The organism is Gordonia alkaliphila, assembly GCF_039542465.1.
Lineage (GTDB): Bacteria > Actinomycetota > Actinomycetes > Mycobacteriales > Mycobacteriaceae > Gordonia > Gordonia alkaliphila.
In genome coordinates, this window is record NZ_BAABIE010000019.1 from 29,760 (window position 1) to 46,135 (window position 16,376).

Consider the following 16,376-nt stretch of genomic DNA (forward strand, 5'->3'; position numbering starts at 1 on the left):
TCGGCCGGGGTGCCGCCTACTGTCCGACGATCTGCGCCACGGCCATCGGGTCGACGTCGTCGAGCGTGGCCGGATCGAAGGCGGGGCTGCGGTCCTTGTCCACCAGGACCGCCCGCACACCTTCGATGAAGTCGTGCGTCGCGGTGATCTTCTCGGCCGCGCGCAGCTCCCGTTCCAGGCACTCCTCCAGCGACGACGACGCGCCCGCTTCCAGTAGCACGGCGGTGACCTGCAGGCTGGTCGGCGAGGCGGCCTCCATCAGGTCCGCGGCCTCTTGCGCCCAGTCGTCGCCGACGGCGCCGCGCAGGCCGCCGAGGAGGCCGGCCGCGTCCGCGCCGATCTCGAAGTAGCCGGCGATCTGCGTCAGCGGCAGGTCGGTGCTCACCGGATCGCGGTGGTCCTCCAGCGCCGCGCGCAGACCGAGCCCGGAGCGAATGGCCTCGGCCACGCCGTCGAGCCGGTCGGACGGCACGAAGTGCGTGGCCAGCCCCACCGCGACCGCGTCCGCGCCGCGCAACCGCGCACCGGTCAGGCCCAGCCACAGCCCGACGCCGTCCGGCAGCCGCGGCAGGAAGTAGGTGGAGCCGACGTCCGGGATGAAGCCGATCGCGGTCTCCGGCATGGCGATGACGGCGCGTTCGGTCACCACGCGCACCTCGCCGTGCACGCTGATGCCGAGGCCGCCGCCCATCGCCGCGCCGTCGATCAACGCCACGTAGGCCTTGGGGTATTCGGCGATCAGCTGGTTGAGCCGGTACTCACTGGCGAAGTAGGTCGTGATGGCCGCAGCGTCGCCGTCCACCGCGCTCTCCCGGATGGCGCGGATGTCGCCGCCCGCGCAGAAGGCCCGCTCGCTGGCCGAGGTCACCAGCACCGTCTCGATGGCGTCGTCGTCGGCCCAGGCCAGCAGGGTGGCGTAGAGGTCGTCGATCATCGTCTGGTCGAGGGCGTTGAGGGCGCGGGGTCGGTCGAGGATGATCTCGCCGACGTCGCCGTGCACGGCGGTGCGGATATACGACATACCCCCAACGTTAGTGCCCCACTGGTGGACGGAAAACGGGTGGCCGGGACCAGAGGAGAGGCCGTAGCCTCGGTCCCACCATGTCTTCTTCTGCTCTGACCGCCGTCGGCCTGCACTTCGCGTGGCCGGACGGCGCGCCCGTCCTCGACGGCGTCGATCTGGCCCTCGGCCCCGGCCTCACCGCCTTGGTCGGCGACAACGGCGCAGGCAAGACCACCCTGCTGGAGATCCTCGCGGGCCTGCGTACGCCCGACGGCGGCACCGTGACCGCCGAGGGCCTCATCGCGCTGGTGCGCCAGGAGTCGGCGACCCCGGCGACGGCGTCGACGATCGCCGCTGCCCTCGGGGTCGCGGACAATCTGGCGGCGCTGGCCCGCATCGAGGGCGGCAGCGTGGACCCGGCCGACTTCGAAGCCGTCGGCGAGGACTGGGACCTCGCGGCCCGCGCCGTAGCCCAACTGGACCGGCTCGGCCTGCCGATCGACATCGACCGCCCGCTGGACCGGCTCTCCGGCGGCCAGTTCCGCAGTCTCGCGCTGGCCCGGGCGCTGCTGTCGCAGCCCGGGGTGCTGCTGCTCGACGAACCGACCAACGACCTCGACGCCGACTCGCGGGTCCGCCTGCACCGGGCGCTGGACGAGTTCGGCGGCAGCGTGCTGGTGGTGAGCCACGACTTGGAACTGCTCGACCGCGCCGGCCATACCCTGGAACTGCGCGAGGGCCGACTACGCGCGTTCGGTGGCAACTACACCCACTATCGCGACGTGATCGACGCCGAACTGGCGACGCACGCCGAGCAGGTGGCGACGGCCGCCGCCCAGGTGCGCCGCGAGCAGCGCCAGTTCGACGACGCCCAGACCGCGCTGGCGCGGCGTCGACGCACCGCCCAGCGCGCCCAAGTCGAGAAGCGGCTGCCGCCGATCGCCGCCGGCTTACGCGCCAACAAGGCGCAGGTGTCGGCGGGCAAACTCGAACGGGGACAACGGGATTCCGTGGCGAGCGCGCGCGCCGACCTGGCCGAGTTGCGCGCCGACAATCGGCGTTCGGACACGCCGATGTTGCGCCTGAACAGCCCGGACGTCGGCACCGGGACTCAGGTGATCGTCGATCCGCGGCTGCCGATCACCGGCCCCGAACGGGTGCTGCTGGCGGGCGGGAACGGCGCCGGCAAGTCGCGGCTGCTGGCCGCGCTGACCGCCGACCCCACCGCGATCGCGGTGCCCTATGCCGTTGTGCCGCAAGTGATCACGTTCGGCGACGAGGACCGCACCGTGGCCGAGGCCGCCTACGCGCTGGCCGGGGACACCGAACTCGAGCAGGTGCACGCGCACCTGGCCCGGTTCGGTTTCGTCGGTCAGAGCTCCCAACGTCGGCTGGCAGACCTGTCCGGCGGCGAACGCCTGCGCGCCGGGTTGGCGGCGGCGCTGCTGTCCACCCCGGACCCGCAGCTGCTGATCCTCGACGAACCGACCAACAATCTCGATACCGCCACCGTCGAAGCACTGCTGACGGCGCTGTCCGAGTGGACCGGCGCCCTGGTGCTGGTCTCGCACGACCGGGGTTTCGTCGACCGCGTCGACCTGACCCGCACGGTCGTGCTCAGCTAGGTCTGCGACCTACAGCAGGCTGCTGCCGCATTCGGAGCAGAAGACTGCGCCGGGCGGGTTCTGGGCCTGACAGCTCCCGCAGGCGCGGACCGCCGCGAGAGCGTGGCCACAGTTCCCGCAGAACTTGCCGCCGCTGGTCTGCGACTGGCAGCCGGGGCAGCGCGGAATGGACTGCTGCGCCACGTCGATGCCGTCGATCAGCGACGTCTCCCGCAGCGCATCGCGCAACTGCGTCGTCCGGGCCTGCGCCTGCAACTGGGCCAACTCCTCGGACTGGATCGGCGTGCAGCGGGCGCACTGGCCCACCTGATCGTTCCAGCAGACCTGCTCGCAGACCCAGTCGCCGCAGCCGCGGCACTGGGTGAACATCGGCGAGATCTCGGTGACCGCAGCCCGCAGCGCGGCGTCCTTCTCGGTCGAGTTGGTGCCGCGGTCGAGTGCATTGCTCGCCTGGTAGGCGAGCGAACTGCCGCGGCCACCGAGGAACCCGCCGACACCGCGCAGCAGGGCCCCGCCCGTCTTGCGCATGCTGCGGCGGAAGGCGGATCGGTAGCCGTTCCCGCAGCGTTCACAGCAGAACTCGAACTGGTAGCCGTCACTGTTCGACAAGTCGCGATAGTTGTCGGTGAACGGGAGTGAGGACGACATCGACAAACCTTCCAAATGGGATGAAGTTCCCCCGATACTAACGGCTACCCCTCACTCGAGCAGTTCGGCGGCGGCCATCCACTCCAGTTCCGCGGCTTCCTTGTCCGCGAGCACCTGCTGCAGCTCGTCGTTCAGGGCAGCCAGTCGTTCGGGGTCGACGGCGGCGTCGATCATGGCCGCGTGCAGTTCGTCCTCCCGCTTACCGAGCTTCTCCATCTGCCGTTCGGCACGACTGACCGCCTTGCGCGCGGCCTGGTGTTCGGCCGGCGTCAAACCGGAGCTCGCCGGCGCCGCCGCGGCCTTGGTCGCACCCGCCGCCTTGGCCCGGCTGGTCTGCGCGTTGGCGTCGTCGGCCCGTCGCTCCAGGTACTGGTCGATGCCGCGCGGCAGGTTCGTCAGCTTCCCGTCGCCGAACAGGGCCCACGTGCTGTCGCAGATGCGCTCGATCAGGTACCGGTCGTGGCTGATCACCACCAGCGTGCCCGCCCAGCCGTCGAGGATGTCCTCCAACTGCTGCAGGGTGTCGATGTCCAGGTCGTTGGTCGGCTCGTCGAGGAGCAGCACGTTGGGCTCGGCCATGAGGACACGAGTGAACTGCAACCGCCGCCGTTCGCCGCCGGACAGGTCGCGGATCGGCGTGCGCTGCCGGGCCGGCGAGAAGCCGAGGCGCTCGGCCAGCTGGCTGGCGGAGAGTTCCTTGTCGCCCACCATCACGTGCCCGGCCACCTCCTCGACGGCGTCGAGCAGGCGCAGGTCCTCGTCGAGGTCGTCGAGCTCCTGGCGCAGCCAGCCCAGCGACACCGTCTTGCCGACGATCCGGCGGCCCGGCGCCACCGGCACCTCGCCGGCCAGCGCGCGCAGCAGCGTGGTCTTGCCGGAGCCGTTGACGCCGACCAGACCGATGCGTTCGCCGGGCGCCAGCCGCCAGGTGGTGTCCTCCAGCAGCACGCGGCCCTCGGTGCCGTCGACCGCGGCCGGTGCGCGCACCTGGGCGTCCTCCAGCTCGATCGCCACGCGGCCCAGTCGGCGCTTGGCGAAGGCCGACAGCGAGACGCTGTCCCGCGGCGGCGGCACATCGGAGATCAGCTTCTCGGCGGCCTCCACCCGGTACTTGGGCTTGGAGGTGCGGGCGGGCGGGCCGCGGCGCAGCCACGCCAGTTCCTTGCGTGCGAGGTTGCGGCGGCGTTCCTCGGCGGCGTCGGCCAGTCGCGACCGTTCGGCCCGGGCGAAGACCCAGTCGTTGTAGCCGCCCTCGTACGCGTCGACCCGACCCGAATGCACCTCCCAGGTGCGGTCGGCGACGGTGTCCAGGAACCAGCGATCGTGGGTCACCACCACCAGCGCGCTGCGCCGCGAGGTCAGGTGCTCGGCCAGCCAGTGCACGCCCTCGATGTCGAGGTGGTTAGTGGGCTCGTCCAGGATCAGCAGATCGGCGTCGGTGATCAGGGCCGCAGCGAGGGCTACGCGTCGCCGCTGCCCGCCGGAGAGGGCCGAGACGTCGCGTTGGAGGAGCTCGTCGACGCCCAGCCCGGCCAGGATCCCGCGGATCCGCGCGTCGCCCGCCCATTCGTGTTCGGCGGTACCCGCACCGAGGACCACGTCGAAAACCGTTGAGCCCGAAGGCAGTTCACCGCGCTGCGTGACGGTCACCATCTCCAGGCCACCGGTGCGCGTGACGCGCCCGGAGTCCGGCTCGGTGATGCCCGCGATGATCTCCAAGAGGGTGGTCTTGCCGCCGCCGTTGAGGCCGACCACGCCGATGCGTTCACCTTCGTGCACACCGACACTCACCTCGTCGAGCAGCGGCTTGATGCCGAAGCTCTTGCTCACCTTCTCGACGATCACCAGCGAGCTGTTGGTGCCCGCATCCGCCGGACGCCGTGCCATGATTCTCCGTTCGTTCGTGCCAGTGGTTTCGGGTGGGATCAGCCGTGCGCCGGGATCAACCGGGCACCGGGCACCGGCCCGCGGGCGGTGCGCACCGCCTTGGCCACCCCGAGCCCGGACAGTTCGGCGGCCACCGCGATGGCCGCGTCGGCGTCGGCGCAGAGGAATGCGCACGTCGGCCCGGACCCGGACACGATCCCGGCCAGTGCCCCGGCCTCCTTGCCAGCCCGCAGCGTACGACGCAGCAGCGGCTGCAGCGACAGCGCCGCCGGCTGTAAATCGTTGTGCAGCAACGGCGCCACCGCGTGCACGTCCCCGGAGGCCAGCGCCACCATCAGCTCGTCGGGCCGTTCCGGTGCCGGGACCGTCTCCCCGCGCCCGGCCCGCAGGCGGTCCAGCTCGTGATAGACCGCGGGGGTCGACAGCCCAGTCTTGGCCACCACCATCACCCAGTACAGTTCGCCGCGCTGCAGCACCGGCAGCAGCTTCTCACCGCGGTTGGTGCCGAGGGCCGCGCCACCGAGCAGGGCGAACGGCACATCGCTGCCGAGTCCGGCGGCGAGGTCCATGAGCGTCTCGCGTTCAAGGTCGACCCGCCACAGCCGCGCCGCGGCCAGCATCGCGCCCGCGGCGTCGGCGGAACCGCCGGCCATGCCACCGGCCACCGGAATCTGCTTGGCGATCTCGATCGCCACGTTCGTCTCGGACCGTCCGGCGTACTCGGCGACGGCGAGGACACCGCGCGCGGCGAGATTCGTCGGATCGGCAGGCACCTCGCCGGAGCTCTCCCCGGTGACCGTGATCGCCAACTCGTCGGCGGCCCGCACCGTCACGTCGTCGTACAGCGAGACGGCGCAGAAGACGGTGCTGAGTTCGTGGTAGCCGTCCTCGCGCAGCGGCCCCACGCCCAAGTGCAGGTTGATCTTGGCCGGTACGCGCGCCGTGGCCCCGCCCATCATCGGGCTCCTCCGGCCACCGAGGTCCCGGCGGCTTCGGCCAGCCGGACGAAGTCGGCGACGTCGAGCTTCTCGCCGCGGATCCCGGGGTCGATGTCGGCGGCCCGCAGCAGTTCCTCGGCGCGCGGTGCGCCGCCCGCCCATCCGGACAGCGCCGACCGCATGGTCTTGCGGCGTTGCGCGAAGGCGGCGTCGATGGCGGTGAACGTGGCGCGCCGATGGTCGGCGTCGGTGCCGAACTCGTCGCGGCGGTCGATGCGCACCAGCCCCGACTCGATCTTCGGCTCCGGCCAGAACACGTTGCGGCCCACGGCGCCGGCGCGTTTGACCGCGCCGAAGTAGCGGGCCTTGACGCTGGGGACGCCGTAGATGCGGCTGCCGGGATCGGCGGCGAGGCGGTCAGCCACCTCGGCCTGCACCATCACCAGCGCGGTCTTGATGGTCGGGAAGTGCGCCATCAGGTGCAGGAGCACCGGTACCGCCACGTTGTAGGGCAGGTTCGCCACCAGCGCGGTGGGCGTGACCGGAAGCTGTGCGGGCAGCACGCTCATCGCGTCCGCGGTCACCACGTCGAAGTCGTCGCGGCGCGTCGGCGCGAACTCCTCGATGGTCTGCGGTAGCCGGCCGGCCAGCACCGGATCGATCTCCACTGCCACCACGCGACCGGCGGTCTGCAGCAGTGCCAGGGTCAGCGAACCGAGGCCGGGGCCCACCTCCAGCACCACATCGTCGGGTCCCACGCCGGAGACAGCGACGATGCGGCGCACGGTGTTCGCGTCGTGCACAAAGTTCTGCCCGAGCTGTTTGGTGGGTCGGACGCCGAGTTCGGCGGCCAGGCCGCGGATCTCGGCCGGACCGAGGAGGCGCACGTCGGACGAATCAGTCACCCGGTCATTGTCCCTGGTGCGTCAACCCGCGTGTGCGGCGGGCGCGCGTCAGCGCAGGCCCAGGCGGGAGGTGCAGCTCGGCCAGGCGCCCCAGCCCTGTGCGGCCTGGGTCTTCTTGGCGATGGCGATCTGCTCTTCGCGGGTGGCCAGGTCGGCGCGCGGCGCGTACTCGAGGCCGCCCCAACGCTCCCAGGTGCTCTGGTTGAACTGCAGGCCGCCGTAGTAACCGTTGCCGGTGTTGATGGCCCAGTTGCCGGTGGCCTCGCACTGCGCCAGCGCATCCCACACGCCGTGGGGCACGTGCGGCGCGCCCGGCTTGGTGCCGATCCGGACGGTGGCGGGCTTCGGCTCCACGAGCACCTTCTCGCCCAGCTTCTCGCGCTTGGTGACCTTGCCGTCGACGGTGGTCACCTTGTAGGTCACGTCAGCCTTGCCCGGGGTGCCCGGCTTCTCGACCACCTTGCGGTCGCGGACCAGGGTGGGGTCCTTCTTGGTGATCTCCGGCGGGGCGACCTTCTCGGTGACGGTCTTGTCCTCGGTGCGGATCCGGGTGACCTTGACGGTCATGTCCTTGCTGACCGGGGTGTCGGCGGCCGGGAACACCTTGTCGGTGGGCGCCAGCGGGTTGCCGGTGCGTTCGAAGAGCTCGCGCACGGTCTTCGCCGCGACGACGGTGCGCTCCTTCTTGCCCGCGTCCACCACGACGACCGGCTTGGGCAGCGTCACGTCGAGGTCGGCGCCGGCCACCGGGACCTGGTGGTCGAGCGCGGTGGTGACGGCGGCGGAGGTGAGGCCCTGTTCGGCGAGGATCTCGCCGACGGAGTTCTTGTGCGTGGTCACCAGTTGCACCTGGCCGTCGAGGTTGAGCTCCACCTGCTTGAGGCGGTCGATGCTCAGGACCTGGCCGTTCTGCGGGGAGCTGTCGAGGGCGGCGCTCACCTTGTCGCCCGAGGCGGGCTCGATGCCCTGCTCGTTGAGCAGGTCTTCCACCGAGAACGCCATCGTGGAGACTTCGCGGGTCTGTCCGTCGACTGCCAGCGTCAGTTCCTTGTGCATCACCATGCCGGTGACGCCGCCGCCGGCGAGGGCGACGAGGAGTGCACCGGTGACGGCGCGAGCGCCCACCGAGCGCGTGGCATTAATACGCTGAAAAACAGACAAAACGAAGCTCCTGCACACAAATCCGCCCTACCGTCCCGAACGATGGGGTCACAGCACGGTAACGAAAAGGGGTGTGTTATTGCAACGGTAAGCCGTACGCCCGTCGTGCATTGGCGCCCAACGCCACCGCGAGTTGCTCCGCCGAATCGCCACGCACCTGCGCCAACGCCCGCGCCGTGTAGGGCAGGCAATACGACTGATTCGGCTGGCCACGGTAGGGATGCGGGGTCAGGAAGGGTGCGTCGGTCTCGACCAACAGCTGATCCTGCGGCACCAGTGACGCCGCCTCCCGCAGGGACGCGGCATTAACGAAGCTCACAGTGCCCGCGAAGCTCAACAGGTAGCCGCGGTCGATGCATTCGCGAGCGATCGCGGCGTCTCCGGAGAAGCAGTGCATGATGACCGTTTCCGGGCTGCCTTCGGCGGCGAGCACGTCGAGCAGGTCCCGATCGGCCTCGCGATTGTGGATCATCAGTGGCTTGCCGCTGCGCTTGGCGAGATCGATGTGCCAGGCGAAGACGTCCTTCTGCGTCGCCGGATCGGCGCAGGTGTCCGAATGGACCGTCCAGTAGTAGTCCAGTCCCGTCTCGCCGACGGCCACCACGCGATCGTCGGCGACCATCTCTTCGAGTTCGGCACGGTTCTCGTCGTTCAGGTCCGCGGCGTGCGTGGGATGCAGGCCCACCGCCGCGAACACCCGCGAATCCCAGTGCGCCGCCGCCACCGCCCACCGGGCGTCGACCATGTCATCGGCCACGGTCACCACCTGCCCCACCCCGACCCGCTCGGCGTGATCGACGATGTCGACGACCGCTTCGCGCGTGCGACCGCCGCAGGCGGCGAGGTGGGTGTGGGCATCAATCAGGCCGGGCAGCGGCTGCGGGTCCGGCGGCGGCTCACGCCGCTTGCGCTTGCGGATCTCCTTCGCCGACAGGCCCGATGGTTCGCTGCTGGTTCCGGACTCGCCCACGGTTCCCGAGTCGTTCACAGGTCCACCGTCCCGGCGCCGAGGACGTCCACCTGTACAAATCTGCGCACGCTCACAGGGAGCAAGGATAGGCCAGGACAGGTAGCGTTCACCTCGTGCTCGGATTGCCTGCCCAGATCACCGTCGCGCTCTTCGACCTCGACGGCGTCCTCACCACGACCGCGACCGTGCATTCGGAAGCCTGGCGTCGTGCCTTCGACGCCTTCCTGGTGGCGCGTGCCGCCGACGGCGGTGCGCCGGGCGAAGACTTGCGACCGTTCGCCGACCGCGACTATCTCGATCATGTGGACGGCCGTCCCCGCCTCGACGGCGTGCGTGGCTTCCTCGCCTCGCGCAGCATCGTGGTCGACGACGCCGCGGTCGAGGCGATCGCGGAAGCCAAGAACACCGAGTTCCTCGCCACCCTGGCCCGCGACGGCGTCACCGCCTACCCCGGCTCGGTGCGCTACCTGAACGCCGCCCGCGAAGCTGGACTGCGCATCGCGGTGGTCACGTCCAGTAAGAACGGTGCCGCCGTCCTCGAGGCCGCCGGTCTGACGTCGTTCGTCGAACACCGGGTGGACGGCAACACCATCGTCGACGAGCAACTGCGGGGTAAGCCCGCACCGGACTCGTACCTGCGCGGTGCCGAGCTGATGGGCGTCGCCCCTACGGAAGCGGCGGTCTTCGAAGACGCGATCTCCGGTGTCCAAGCCGGCGCCGCCGGACATTTCGGCTACGTGGTCGGCATCGATCGCGTCGGCGGACCCCAGGCGGAGAACATGGCCACCGCGGGCGCCGACGTGGTCGTCACCGACCTCGACGCGCTCCTGTCCCACTGACCACGAGGAGTCTCCATGGCTGACCTGCACGGCACCCTGACCCACACCACGCACGGCGACACCTCGAGCCACACCGACCCGACCAACGTGCCCCATCACGGCGTCCATCCCGTGCACGGCTTCGACGTACACCCGTGGCAATTGTGCTGGCGCGGTTGGGATATCGACCAGATCGGTCGCACTGAGAGCCTGTTCGCGCTGTCCAACGGGCACATCGGACTGCGCGGCACCTTCGAAGAGGGCGAGCCCGTAGAGCAGCCGGGCACCTACCTGAGCGGCTTCTACGAGAAGCGCGCCCTGCCGTACGCCGAAAGCGGCTACGGCTACCCCGAGGCCGGCCAGACCGTGGTGAACGTGACCGACGGGAAGATCATCCGCCTGCTGGTGGAGGACGAGCCGATGGATCTGCGCTACGGCCGCACCGTCGATCACGAGCGGGTCCTGGACTTCCGCACCGGCACGCTGCGTCGCAGCACCCTGTGGACCTCCCCGACCGGCCGCACCGTCCGGATCCGCAGCGAGCGGCTGGTCAGCTTCACCAAACGCACCATCGTCGCCACGCGGTACGAAGTGGAGCCGATCGGCGAGGACATGAGCCTGGTGCTGCAGTCCGATCTGCTGGCCAACGAGCCGGTCCCGCTGCCCGGGAACGACCCCCGGCTCGCCGCTGCCCTCGACCAGCCCCTGGTATCCGCGCTCGCCGACTGCGACGACAACAGTGCGGTCCTGGTGCACCACACCAAACGTTCCGGGCTGACCGTCGCCACCGCGATGAGCCATGAGCTCGACACCCCCGGCAACGCCGACGTGACCATTCGCGCCGACGGCGACCTCGCGCGAATGACCGTGGCCGCCACCGTTCCGCAGGGCAGCCGCCTGGTGCTCACCAAGTACGTCGCCTACGGGTGGTCGGCCCGACGCAGCGTGCCCGCGCTGCGCTCGCAGGTCGAGGCGGCGCTCGCCATGGCCGCCGAAACCGGTTGGGAGGCACTGAAAGCCGAACAGGTCGAGTACCTCGACGAGTTCTGGCGCGACGCCGACATCGAGGTCGACGGCGATCCGGAGGTGCAACAGGCCATTCGGTTCGCGCTCTTCCACGTTCTCCAGGCCGGCGCGCGCGGCCAGTCCCGCGCCATCCCGGCCAAGGGCCTCACCGGTCCCGGCTACGACGGCCACACCTTCTGGGACACCGAGAGTTTCGTCCTGCCGATGCTCACCTACACCGTCCCGGGCGCCGCGGGCGAGGAGTTGCGCTGGCGCCACTCCACACTCGGCCAGGCCAAGGCGCGCGCGGCCGAACTCGCCCAGCAGGGCGCGATGTTCCCGTGGCGCACCATCGAGGGCGACGAATGCTCCGGCTACTGGCCGGCCGGCACCGCCGGCGTGCACGTCTCCGCCGACATCGCGAACGCCACCGCGCGCTACATCCGCGCCACCAACGACGAGGGCTTCGAGATCGAGTGCGGCACCGAGCTTCTCGTGGAGATCGCCCGCTTCTTCGCCGGCTTCGGACACCACGACGTGAACGGCAACTTCCGTATCGACGGCGTCACCGGCCCGGACGAGTACACCGCCATCATCAACAACAACCTGTTCACCAATCTCGCTGCGCAGCAAACACTTCGGGACGCGGCGTGGACCGTGGCACGACAGCCTGCCGTGGCCCGGGACCTCGGGGTGACCGACGACGAGGTGGCCTACTGGCACTCGTGCGCCGACAACATGACCATCCCGTACGACGAGGCCGCAGGCGTGCACCAGCAGAGCGAGGCCTTCACCCTGCTCGACCGCTGGGACTTCGACGCCTCCCTGGGCCGCTACCCGCTGCTGCTGAACTATCCGTACTTCGACCTCTACCGCAAGCAGGTGGTCAAGCAGGCCGACCTGGTCTTCGCGACCTACCTGTTCGGCAACGCCTTCACCCAGGCCGAGAAGCGCACCATCTTCGACTACTACTACCCGATCACCGTGCGCGACTCGTCGCTGTCGGCGTGCTGCGAATCGGTGTCCGCCGCCGAGGTGGGCTACCTCGACCTCGCCTACGACCTGATGTGCGAGTCGCTGTTCACCGACCTGCACGACCTGCACAACAACGTCGTCTCCGGCCTACACATCGCGGCCCTGGGCGGCGCCTGGACCGACTGCGTCGCCGGCTTCGGCGGCATGCGCGACTTCGGCGGCCACATCACCTTCGCGCCGCGGTTGCCGTCGCACCTGAACTACATGTCGTTCCGCATGATGGTCCGCGAGTCCCGGATCGTCGTCGCCATCGACACCGACAGCGCCACCTACCGCCTGCTCGACGGTCCGCCCATCGAACTGGCGCATCACGGTGAACCGTTCACGCTCAGCGACGCGCCGGTGACCCGGCCGATCGTCCCCATTCCCGAGCAGACGCCACCGCTGCCGCCGATCGGGTGCGAGCCCTACCGTCGGACGAGCTGAAGGGCACGCGAGCGACTGCGTCACCACCGGTATCCTTCTACTCACTATGCGTCCTGCCTTCTACGTCACCACGGCCATCGCCTACCCGAACGGCGCGCCCCACATCGGGCACGCCTACGAGTACATCTCCGCCGACACCCTGGCCCGCTTCAAACGCCTCGACGGGTACGACGTCCTGTTCCTGACCGGAACGGACGAGCACGGCCAGAAGATGCAGCAGACCGCGGAGGCCGAGGGCATCCCCACCGGCGAGCTGGCGCGGCGCAACTCCGATCGTTTCCAGGAGCTGCAGGAGCGGCTGGGCTCCAGCTTCGATCGGTTCATCCGCACCACCGACGCGGACCACCATCGCGCCTCCGAGGAGATCTGGCGCCGGATGGTCGAGCGCGGCGACATCTACCTGGACTCCTACTCGGGCTGGTACGACGTCCGCGACGAGAACTTCGTCAACGAGGACGACACCACCGTCGACGCCGACGGCAACCGCGTCGCCACCGAGAACGGCCACGCCTTGACCTGGACCGAGGAGGAGACCTACTTCTTCCGACTGTCCGCATACCAGGACAAGCTGCTCGAGCTGTACCAGGCGCAGCCCGACTTCATCGGCCCGGACGTGCGCCGTAACGAGGTCGCCAGTTTCGTGGGCGGCGGCCTCAAGGACCTGTCGGTCTCGCGCACCACCTTCGACTGGGGTGTGCCGGTGCCCGACGGCGACGGCCACGTGATGTACGTGTGGGTCGACGCCCTCACCAACTATCTGACCGGCGCCGGTTTCCCCGACGATCCGGAGACCTTCGCCCGGTTCTGGCCCGCCGACCTGCATGTGATCGGCAAGGACATCATCCGGTTCCACTGCGTGTACTGGCCGGCGTTCCTGATGAGCGCGGGCATCGAGCTACCCAAGCGCGTCTTCGCGCACGGCTTCCTGTTCAACAACGGGCAGAAGATGAGCAAGTCGCTCGGCAACGTGATCGACCCGGGCGTGCTGCTCGACGAGTTCGGCGTCGACCCGGTCCGCTTCTTCTTCCTGCGCGAGGTGTCCTACGGCCAGGACGGCTCGTACTCGGCCGAGGCCATCGTCGCCCGCACCAACGCCGATCTGGCCAACGAGTACGGCAACCTGGCCCAGCGCACGCTGAGCATGATCGGCAAGTACTTCGACGGCACCCTCCCGGCGCCCGCCGAGCTCACCGACGCCGACCGGGAACTGCTGGCCACCGCCGACGGCCTGCTGCCGATCCTGCGCCAGCACTTCGATGCCCAGGCCATCCACCTCGGCCTGGAAGCGCTGTGGTCCACGCTGGCCGCGACCAACCGCTACATCTCCGCGCAGGAGCCGTGGAAGCTGGCCAAGACCGATCTGGAGCGCACCGGCACCGTCCTGTACGTGTGCGCCGAGGTGATCCGCATCGTGACGCTGCTGGCGCAGCCGGTGATGCCGACCTCCACCGGAACCATCCTGGATCTGCTGGCCGTGTCCGACGACGACCGCGAGTTCGCCGCCGCCGGGAACCGCCTGCAGCCCGGCGTCGCGCTGCCCAAGCCGAGTCCGGTCTTCCCGCGCATCGAGTTGGCCAAGGACGAGTGAACGCGGCGTCGGCGCTGGATCTGTTCGGCGCCCTCGCCGATGCGGCCGACGCTGCGGGGCGACCGGGTCCGGCGGCCCTGATCGGCGATTGGTGCGATGCCGAGGCGGTGATCGCGCCGTCGATCGAACTGGTCCCCGGGCTGCGGCCGCCCGACCGCCCCGACCGATTCTGGTTGGGCTACTTGGGTTTTCCCGTGCGCGGCGAGCAGGGCCCGCTCCCGCCGGCGGTCGGCGGTCTGACCGACGGGATCCTCGTGCTCCGCGACGGCCGGTGGTCGTGGGAGAGCCCGGTCGGAGCGCCGCTCCCCGACTGGCTGCCGCCGTTGTCGGCGGGCGCGCCCGCGCCGCGGTCCGCATGGTCGACGTCGTGGACGCCCCCGGAACGCGCACCGCACCTGGCCGCCGTCTCCTCGTGTCTGGAGGCGATCGCCGCGGGCGAGGTGTACCAAGCCTGCATCTGCACCCGCTTCACCGGTCGTCTCGACGGCGCACCACACCGCTACTTCGCCGATCTCGCCGCCGCCACAAAACCCGCGAAAGCCGCCTTCCTGCACGGTGATTGGGGCACGGTGGCAAGCCTGTCACCGGAGACCTTCCTGTCCCGGCGCAGCACCACCGTGACGTCGTCGCCGATCAAGGGGACCGTGCCGCGCAACGTGGACCCGATGGTGTTGGCCGAGTCCGGCAAGGACATCGCCGAGAACGTGATGATCGTCGACCTGGTCCGCAACGACCTCGGGCGCGTGGCCCGCACCGGCACGGTGCGCGTCCCCGAACTCCTCACTGTGGTCGGCGCCCCCGGCGTGTGGCATCTGGTGTCCACGGTCGCCGCCGAGCTCGACGACGCCGTCGGCAACGACGCACTCCTGGACGCCGCGTTCCCGCCGGCGTCGGTCACCGGAACGCCGAAAATCCGTGCCGCCGAACTCATCTCGGAGTGGGAAGCCCAGCCCCGCGGTGTCTACTGCGGCGCCGTCGGGATCGCCGGCCCGGACGGCCTCCTCGATCTCAACGTCGCGATCCGCACCGTATCGATCACCCCGGACGGCGCGCTGACCCTCGGGGTCGGCGGCGGCATCACCTACGACTCCGACCCGGCCGCCGAATGGCAGGAATGCCTCGACAAAGCGGCGGCCATCCTGGCCCACACCCGCTCGAACTAGCCTCGGGCTTTCATCGCTGAATTCGGCCGACGTGCGGATTTCATGAAGAACGGTGCTCTGACCTGCAATAATCGTTGTTACGACACGACAATCACACGCAGGACGAGGAGCACCTTTCTGGTGAAGAACCGGCGGTGTCAAATCGTGGAAGCAACGTTGTCTTTGAGTAGGCGTTCGAAGGCTTCCCTCGGGGTGTAGAAGCCCAGGCATTGGCGTGGCCGCTCATTGAGCTCGCGGGCGATCGCTTCCAGGTAGAGCTGTCGACGACGCGTGAATACTGACCCCCAGACGACGGGTGAATGTTGACCCCCTTCGACACTCTGGAGGGTGTGATTTCTGTGGAAGATTGGGCCGAGATCCGTCGGCTGCACAAGGCCGAGGGACTACCGATCAAGGCGATCGTCAGGCGGACCGGTGTCGCCAGGAATACGGGCTCTTCGTATCTGAGAGTGCGTAGGTGAGGTTCGGGACGAGCGCGGGCGACCACAACATGTAGGCGGGCCCTGGGTGTGAGAATGAAGGCTCTGACACAAACTTCTCGCCACCACAGGACCCATGAACGAGCCTACTTGCCTCATCGCTGACACCATCTGCCGAACCGTCGAACTCGGCGTCACGATCACCGGGGCTGCCGTCGACGCCGAGGACCGGACCCACATATTCTGCGAGGTCCTCGACCCCGATCGCCGATGCCCGGACTGCAATATGGCAGGTCAACCACGCGATCGGGTCGCACGGGTCCTGACCGACACGCCCGCTGCCGGCCATCCAGTCCTCTTGCACGTGGCGGTTCCGCGGTTCGTGTGCCACACCAGCGACTGCTCCAGGTCGGTCTTCCACGCGAGGATCGATCACATCGCCAGGGCGCGAGCAGTGGTCACGAACAGGACGAAGCGCTGGATTCTGCAGCGCATCGTGGTCGACAAGATGAGCGTGGCCGCAGTCGCCGCCAACCTCGGCATCGCCTGGAGAACGGTCAATACCATCGCCACAGACGCCGCTCGCACCCTGGTCTACAACGGCGACCACCTCGACGGTGTCCGCTGCCTCGGCGTGGACGAACACAAATGGAAACACGTTCGCGGACAAGGAGACCCGAGTTTCGTCACCGTCCTGATCGATCTGACCCCGGTCATCGACGGGACCGGCCCCGCACGCCTGCTCGACATGATCGGCGGACGATCCAAACACGTCCTCAAACAGT

At 69.4% G+C, this 16,376-nt stretch carries 13 protein-coding genes and 2 pseudogenes; 7 read left to right on the plus strand and 8 right to left on the minus strand.

Features of this window, described 5'->3' with window-relative positions; genetic code table 11:
* Positions 1–16: 16 nt before the first annotated feature.
* Positions 17–1,021 (minus strand): enoyl-CoA hydratase/isomerase family protein, encoded by a 1,005-nt coding sequence (locus ABD989_RS16385; protein WP_246994345.1) that lies wholly within the window; start codon positions 1,019–1,021, stop codon positions 17–19.
* Between the two features lie 80 nt (positions 1,022–1,101).
* Between ABD989_RS16385 and ABD989_RS16390 the strand changes: the two genes are divergently transcribed.
* Positions 1,102–2,628, plus strand: coding sequence for an ATP-binding cassette domain-containing protein (locus ABD989_RS16390; RefSeq protein WP_345314297.1), 1,527 nt, complete (start codon positions 1,102–1,104; stop codon positions 2,626–2,628).
* Positions 2,629–2,637: 9 nt separating this feature from the next.
* Here the strand turns inward: ABD989_RS16390 and ABD989_RS16395 are convergent, their stop codons facing one another.
* From ABD989_RS16395 to ABD989_RS16420, 6 genes are all read right to left on the minus strand, one after another.
* Positions 2,638–3,276, minus strand: a complete 639-nt coding sequence (locus tag ABD989_RS16395; protein ID WP_345314298.1) for a zinc ribbon domain-containing protein — start codon at positions 3,274–3,276, stop codon at positions 2,638–2,640.
* A 51-nt stretch (positions 3,277–3,327) separates the two neighbouring features.
* Positions 3,328–5,163 (minus strand): ABC-F family ATP-binding cassette domain-containing protein, encoded by a 1,836-nt coding sequence (locus tag ABD989_RS16400; protein WP_345314299.1) that lies wholly within the window; start codon positions 5,161–5,163, stop codon positions 3,328–3,330.
* A 38-nt stretch (positions 5,164–5,201) separates the two neighbouring features.
* A complete protein-coding gene (locus tag ABD989_RS16405) occupies positions 5,202–6,122 on the minus strand; it encodes a 4-(cytidine 5'-diphospho)-2-C-methyl-D-erythritol kinase (RefSeq protein WP_345314300.1) in 921 nt (306 codons plus the stop codon).
* Complete coding sequence (gene rsmA / locus ABD989_RS16410; protein ID WP_345314301.1) at positions 6,119–7,006, minus strand: 16S rRNA (adenine(1518)-N(6)/adenine(1519)-N(6))-dimethyltransferase RsmA; 888 nt, start codon at positions 7,004–7,006, stop codon at positions 6,119–6,121. Before rsmA ends, ABD989_RS16405 begins: the two co-directional genes overlap by 4 nt.
* 48 nt (positions 7,007–7,054) lie before the next feature.
* A complete protein-coding gene (locus ABD989_RS16415) occupies positions 7,055–8,167 on the minus strand; it encodes a resuscitation-promoting factor (RefSeq protein ID WP_246994333.1) in 1,113 nt (370 codons plus the stop codon).
* 76 nt (positions 8,168–8,243) lie between these two features.
* Positions 8,244–9,137 (minus strand): TatD family hydrolase, encoded by an 894-nt coding sequence (locus ABD989_RS16420; protein WP_425556555.1) that lies wholly within the window; start codon positions 9,135–9,137, stop codon positions 8,244–8,246.
* 113 nt (positions 9,138–9,250) lie between these two features.
* Here ABD989_RS16420 and ABD989_RS16425 point away from each other — a divergent pair, with 113 nt between their 5' ends.
* The 4 genes from ABD989_RS16425 to ABD989_RS16440 are packed head-to-tail and all read left to right on the plus strand — an operon-like array spanning position 9,251 to position 15,172.
* Positions 9,251–9,976: an HAD family hydrolase gene (locus tag ABD989_RS16425; protein WP_345314303.1), complete on the plus strand. Its 726-nt coding sequence runs from the start codon at positions 9,251–9,253 to the stop codon at positions 9,974–9,976.
* 15 nt (positions 9,977–9,991) lie between these two features.
* On the plus strand, positions 9,992–12,421 hold the full coding sequence (locus ABD989_RS16430; protein WP_345314304.1) for a glycoside hydrolase family 65 protein: 2,430 nt from the start codon (positions 9,992–9,994) through the stop codon (positions 12,419–12,421).
* 46 nt (positions 12,422–12,467) lie between these two features.
* Positions 12,468–14,009, plus strand: a complete 1,542-nt coding sequence (metG, locus tag ABD989_RS16435; RefSeq protein WP_345314305.1) for a methionine--tRNA ligase — start codon at positions 12,468–12,470, stop codon at positions 14,007–14,009.
* On the plus strand, positions 14,006–15,172 hold the full coding sequence (locus ABD989_RS16440) for an aminodeoxychorismate synthase component I (protein WP_246994321.1): 1,167 nt from the start codon (positions 14,006–14,008) through the stop codon (positions 15,170–15,172). Before metG ends, ABD989_RS16440 begins: the two co-directional genes overlap by 4 nt.
* A 137-nt stretch (positions 15,173–15,309) precedes the next feature.
* Here the strand turns inward: ABD989_RS16440 and ABD989_RS17760 are convergent.
* Positions 15,310–15,432: pseudogene (locus ABD989_RS17760) on the minus strand (IS30 family transposase); the annotation flags it as partial.
* Between the two features lie 69 nt (positions 15,433–15,501).
* Here ABD989_RS17760 and ABD989_RS16445 point away from each other — a divergent pair.
* Together ABD989_RS16445 and ABD989_RS16450 are read left to right on the plus strand one after the other, a co-directional pair.
* A pseudogene (locus ABD989_RS16445) lies at positions 15,502–15,603 on the plus strand (helix-turn-helix domain-containing protein); the annotation flags it as partial.
* 124 nt (positions 15,604–15,727) lie between these two features.
* The coding region (locus tag ABD989_RS16450) for a helix-turn-helix domain-containing protein (protein WP_345314306.1) at positions 15,728–16,376 on the plus strand (649 nt) is incomplete at its 3' end.

What these genes read in the sequence shown, in the direction of transcription:
- ABD989_RS16385 (WP_246994345.1), bottom strand. Translation starts at nt 1,021, where the DNA reads ATGTCGTATATCCGCACCGCCGTGCACGGCGACGTCGGCGAGATCATC.
- ABD989_RS16390 (WP_345314297.1), top strand. Translation starts at nt 1,102, where the DNA reads ATGTCTTCTTCTGCTCTGACCGCCGTCGGCCTGCACTTCGCGTGGCCG.
- ABD989_RS16395 (WP_345314298.1), bottom strand. Translation starts at nt 3,276, where the DNA reads ATGTCGTCCTCACTCCCGTTCACCGACAACTATCGCGACTTGTCGAAC.
- ABD989_RS16400 (WP_345314299.1), bottom strand. Translation starts at nt 5,163, where the DNA reads ATGGCACGGCGTCCGGCGGATGCGGGCACCAACAGCTCGCTGGTGATC.
- ABD989_RS16405 (WP_345314300.1), bottom strand. Translation starts at nt 6,122, where the DNA reads ATGATGGGCGGGGCCACGGCGCGCGTACCGGCCAAGATCAACCTGCAC.
- ABD989_RS16430 (WP_345314304.1), top strand. Translation starts at nt 9,992, where the DNA reads ATGGCTGACCTGCACGGCACCCTGACCCACACCACGCACGGCGACACC.
- metG (WP_345314305.1), top strand. Translation starts at nt 12,468, where the DNA reads ATGCGTCCTGCCTTCTACGTCACCACGGCCATCGCCTACCCGAACGGC.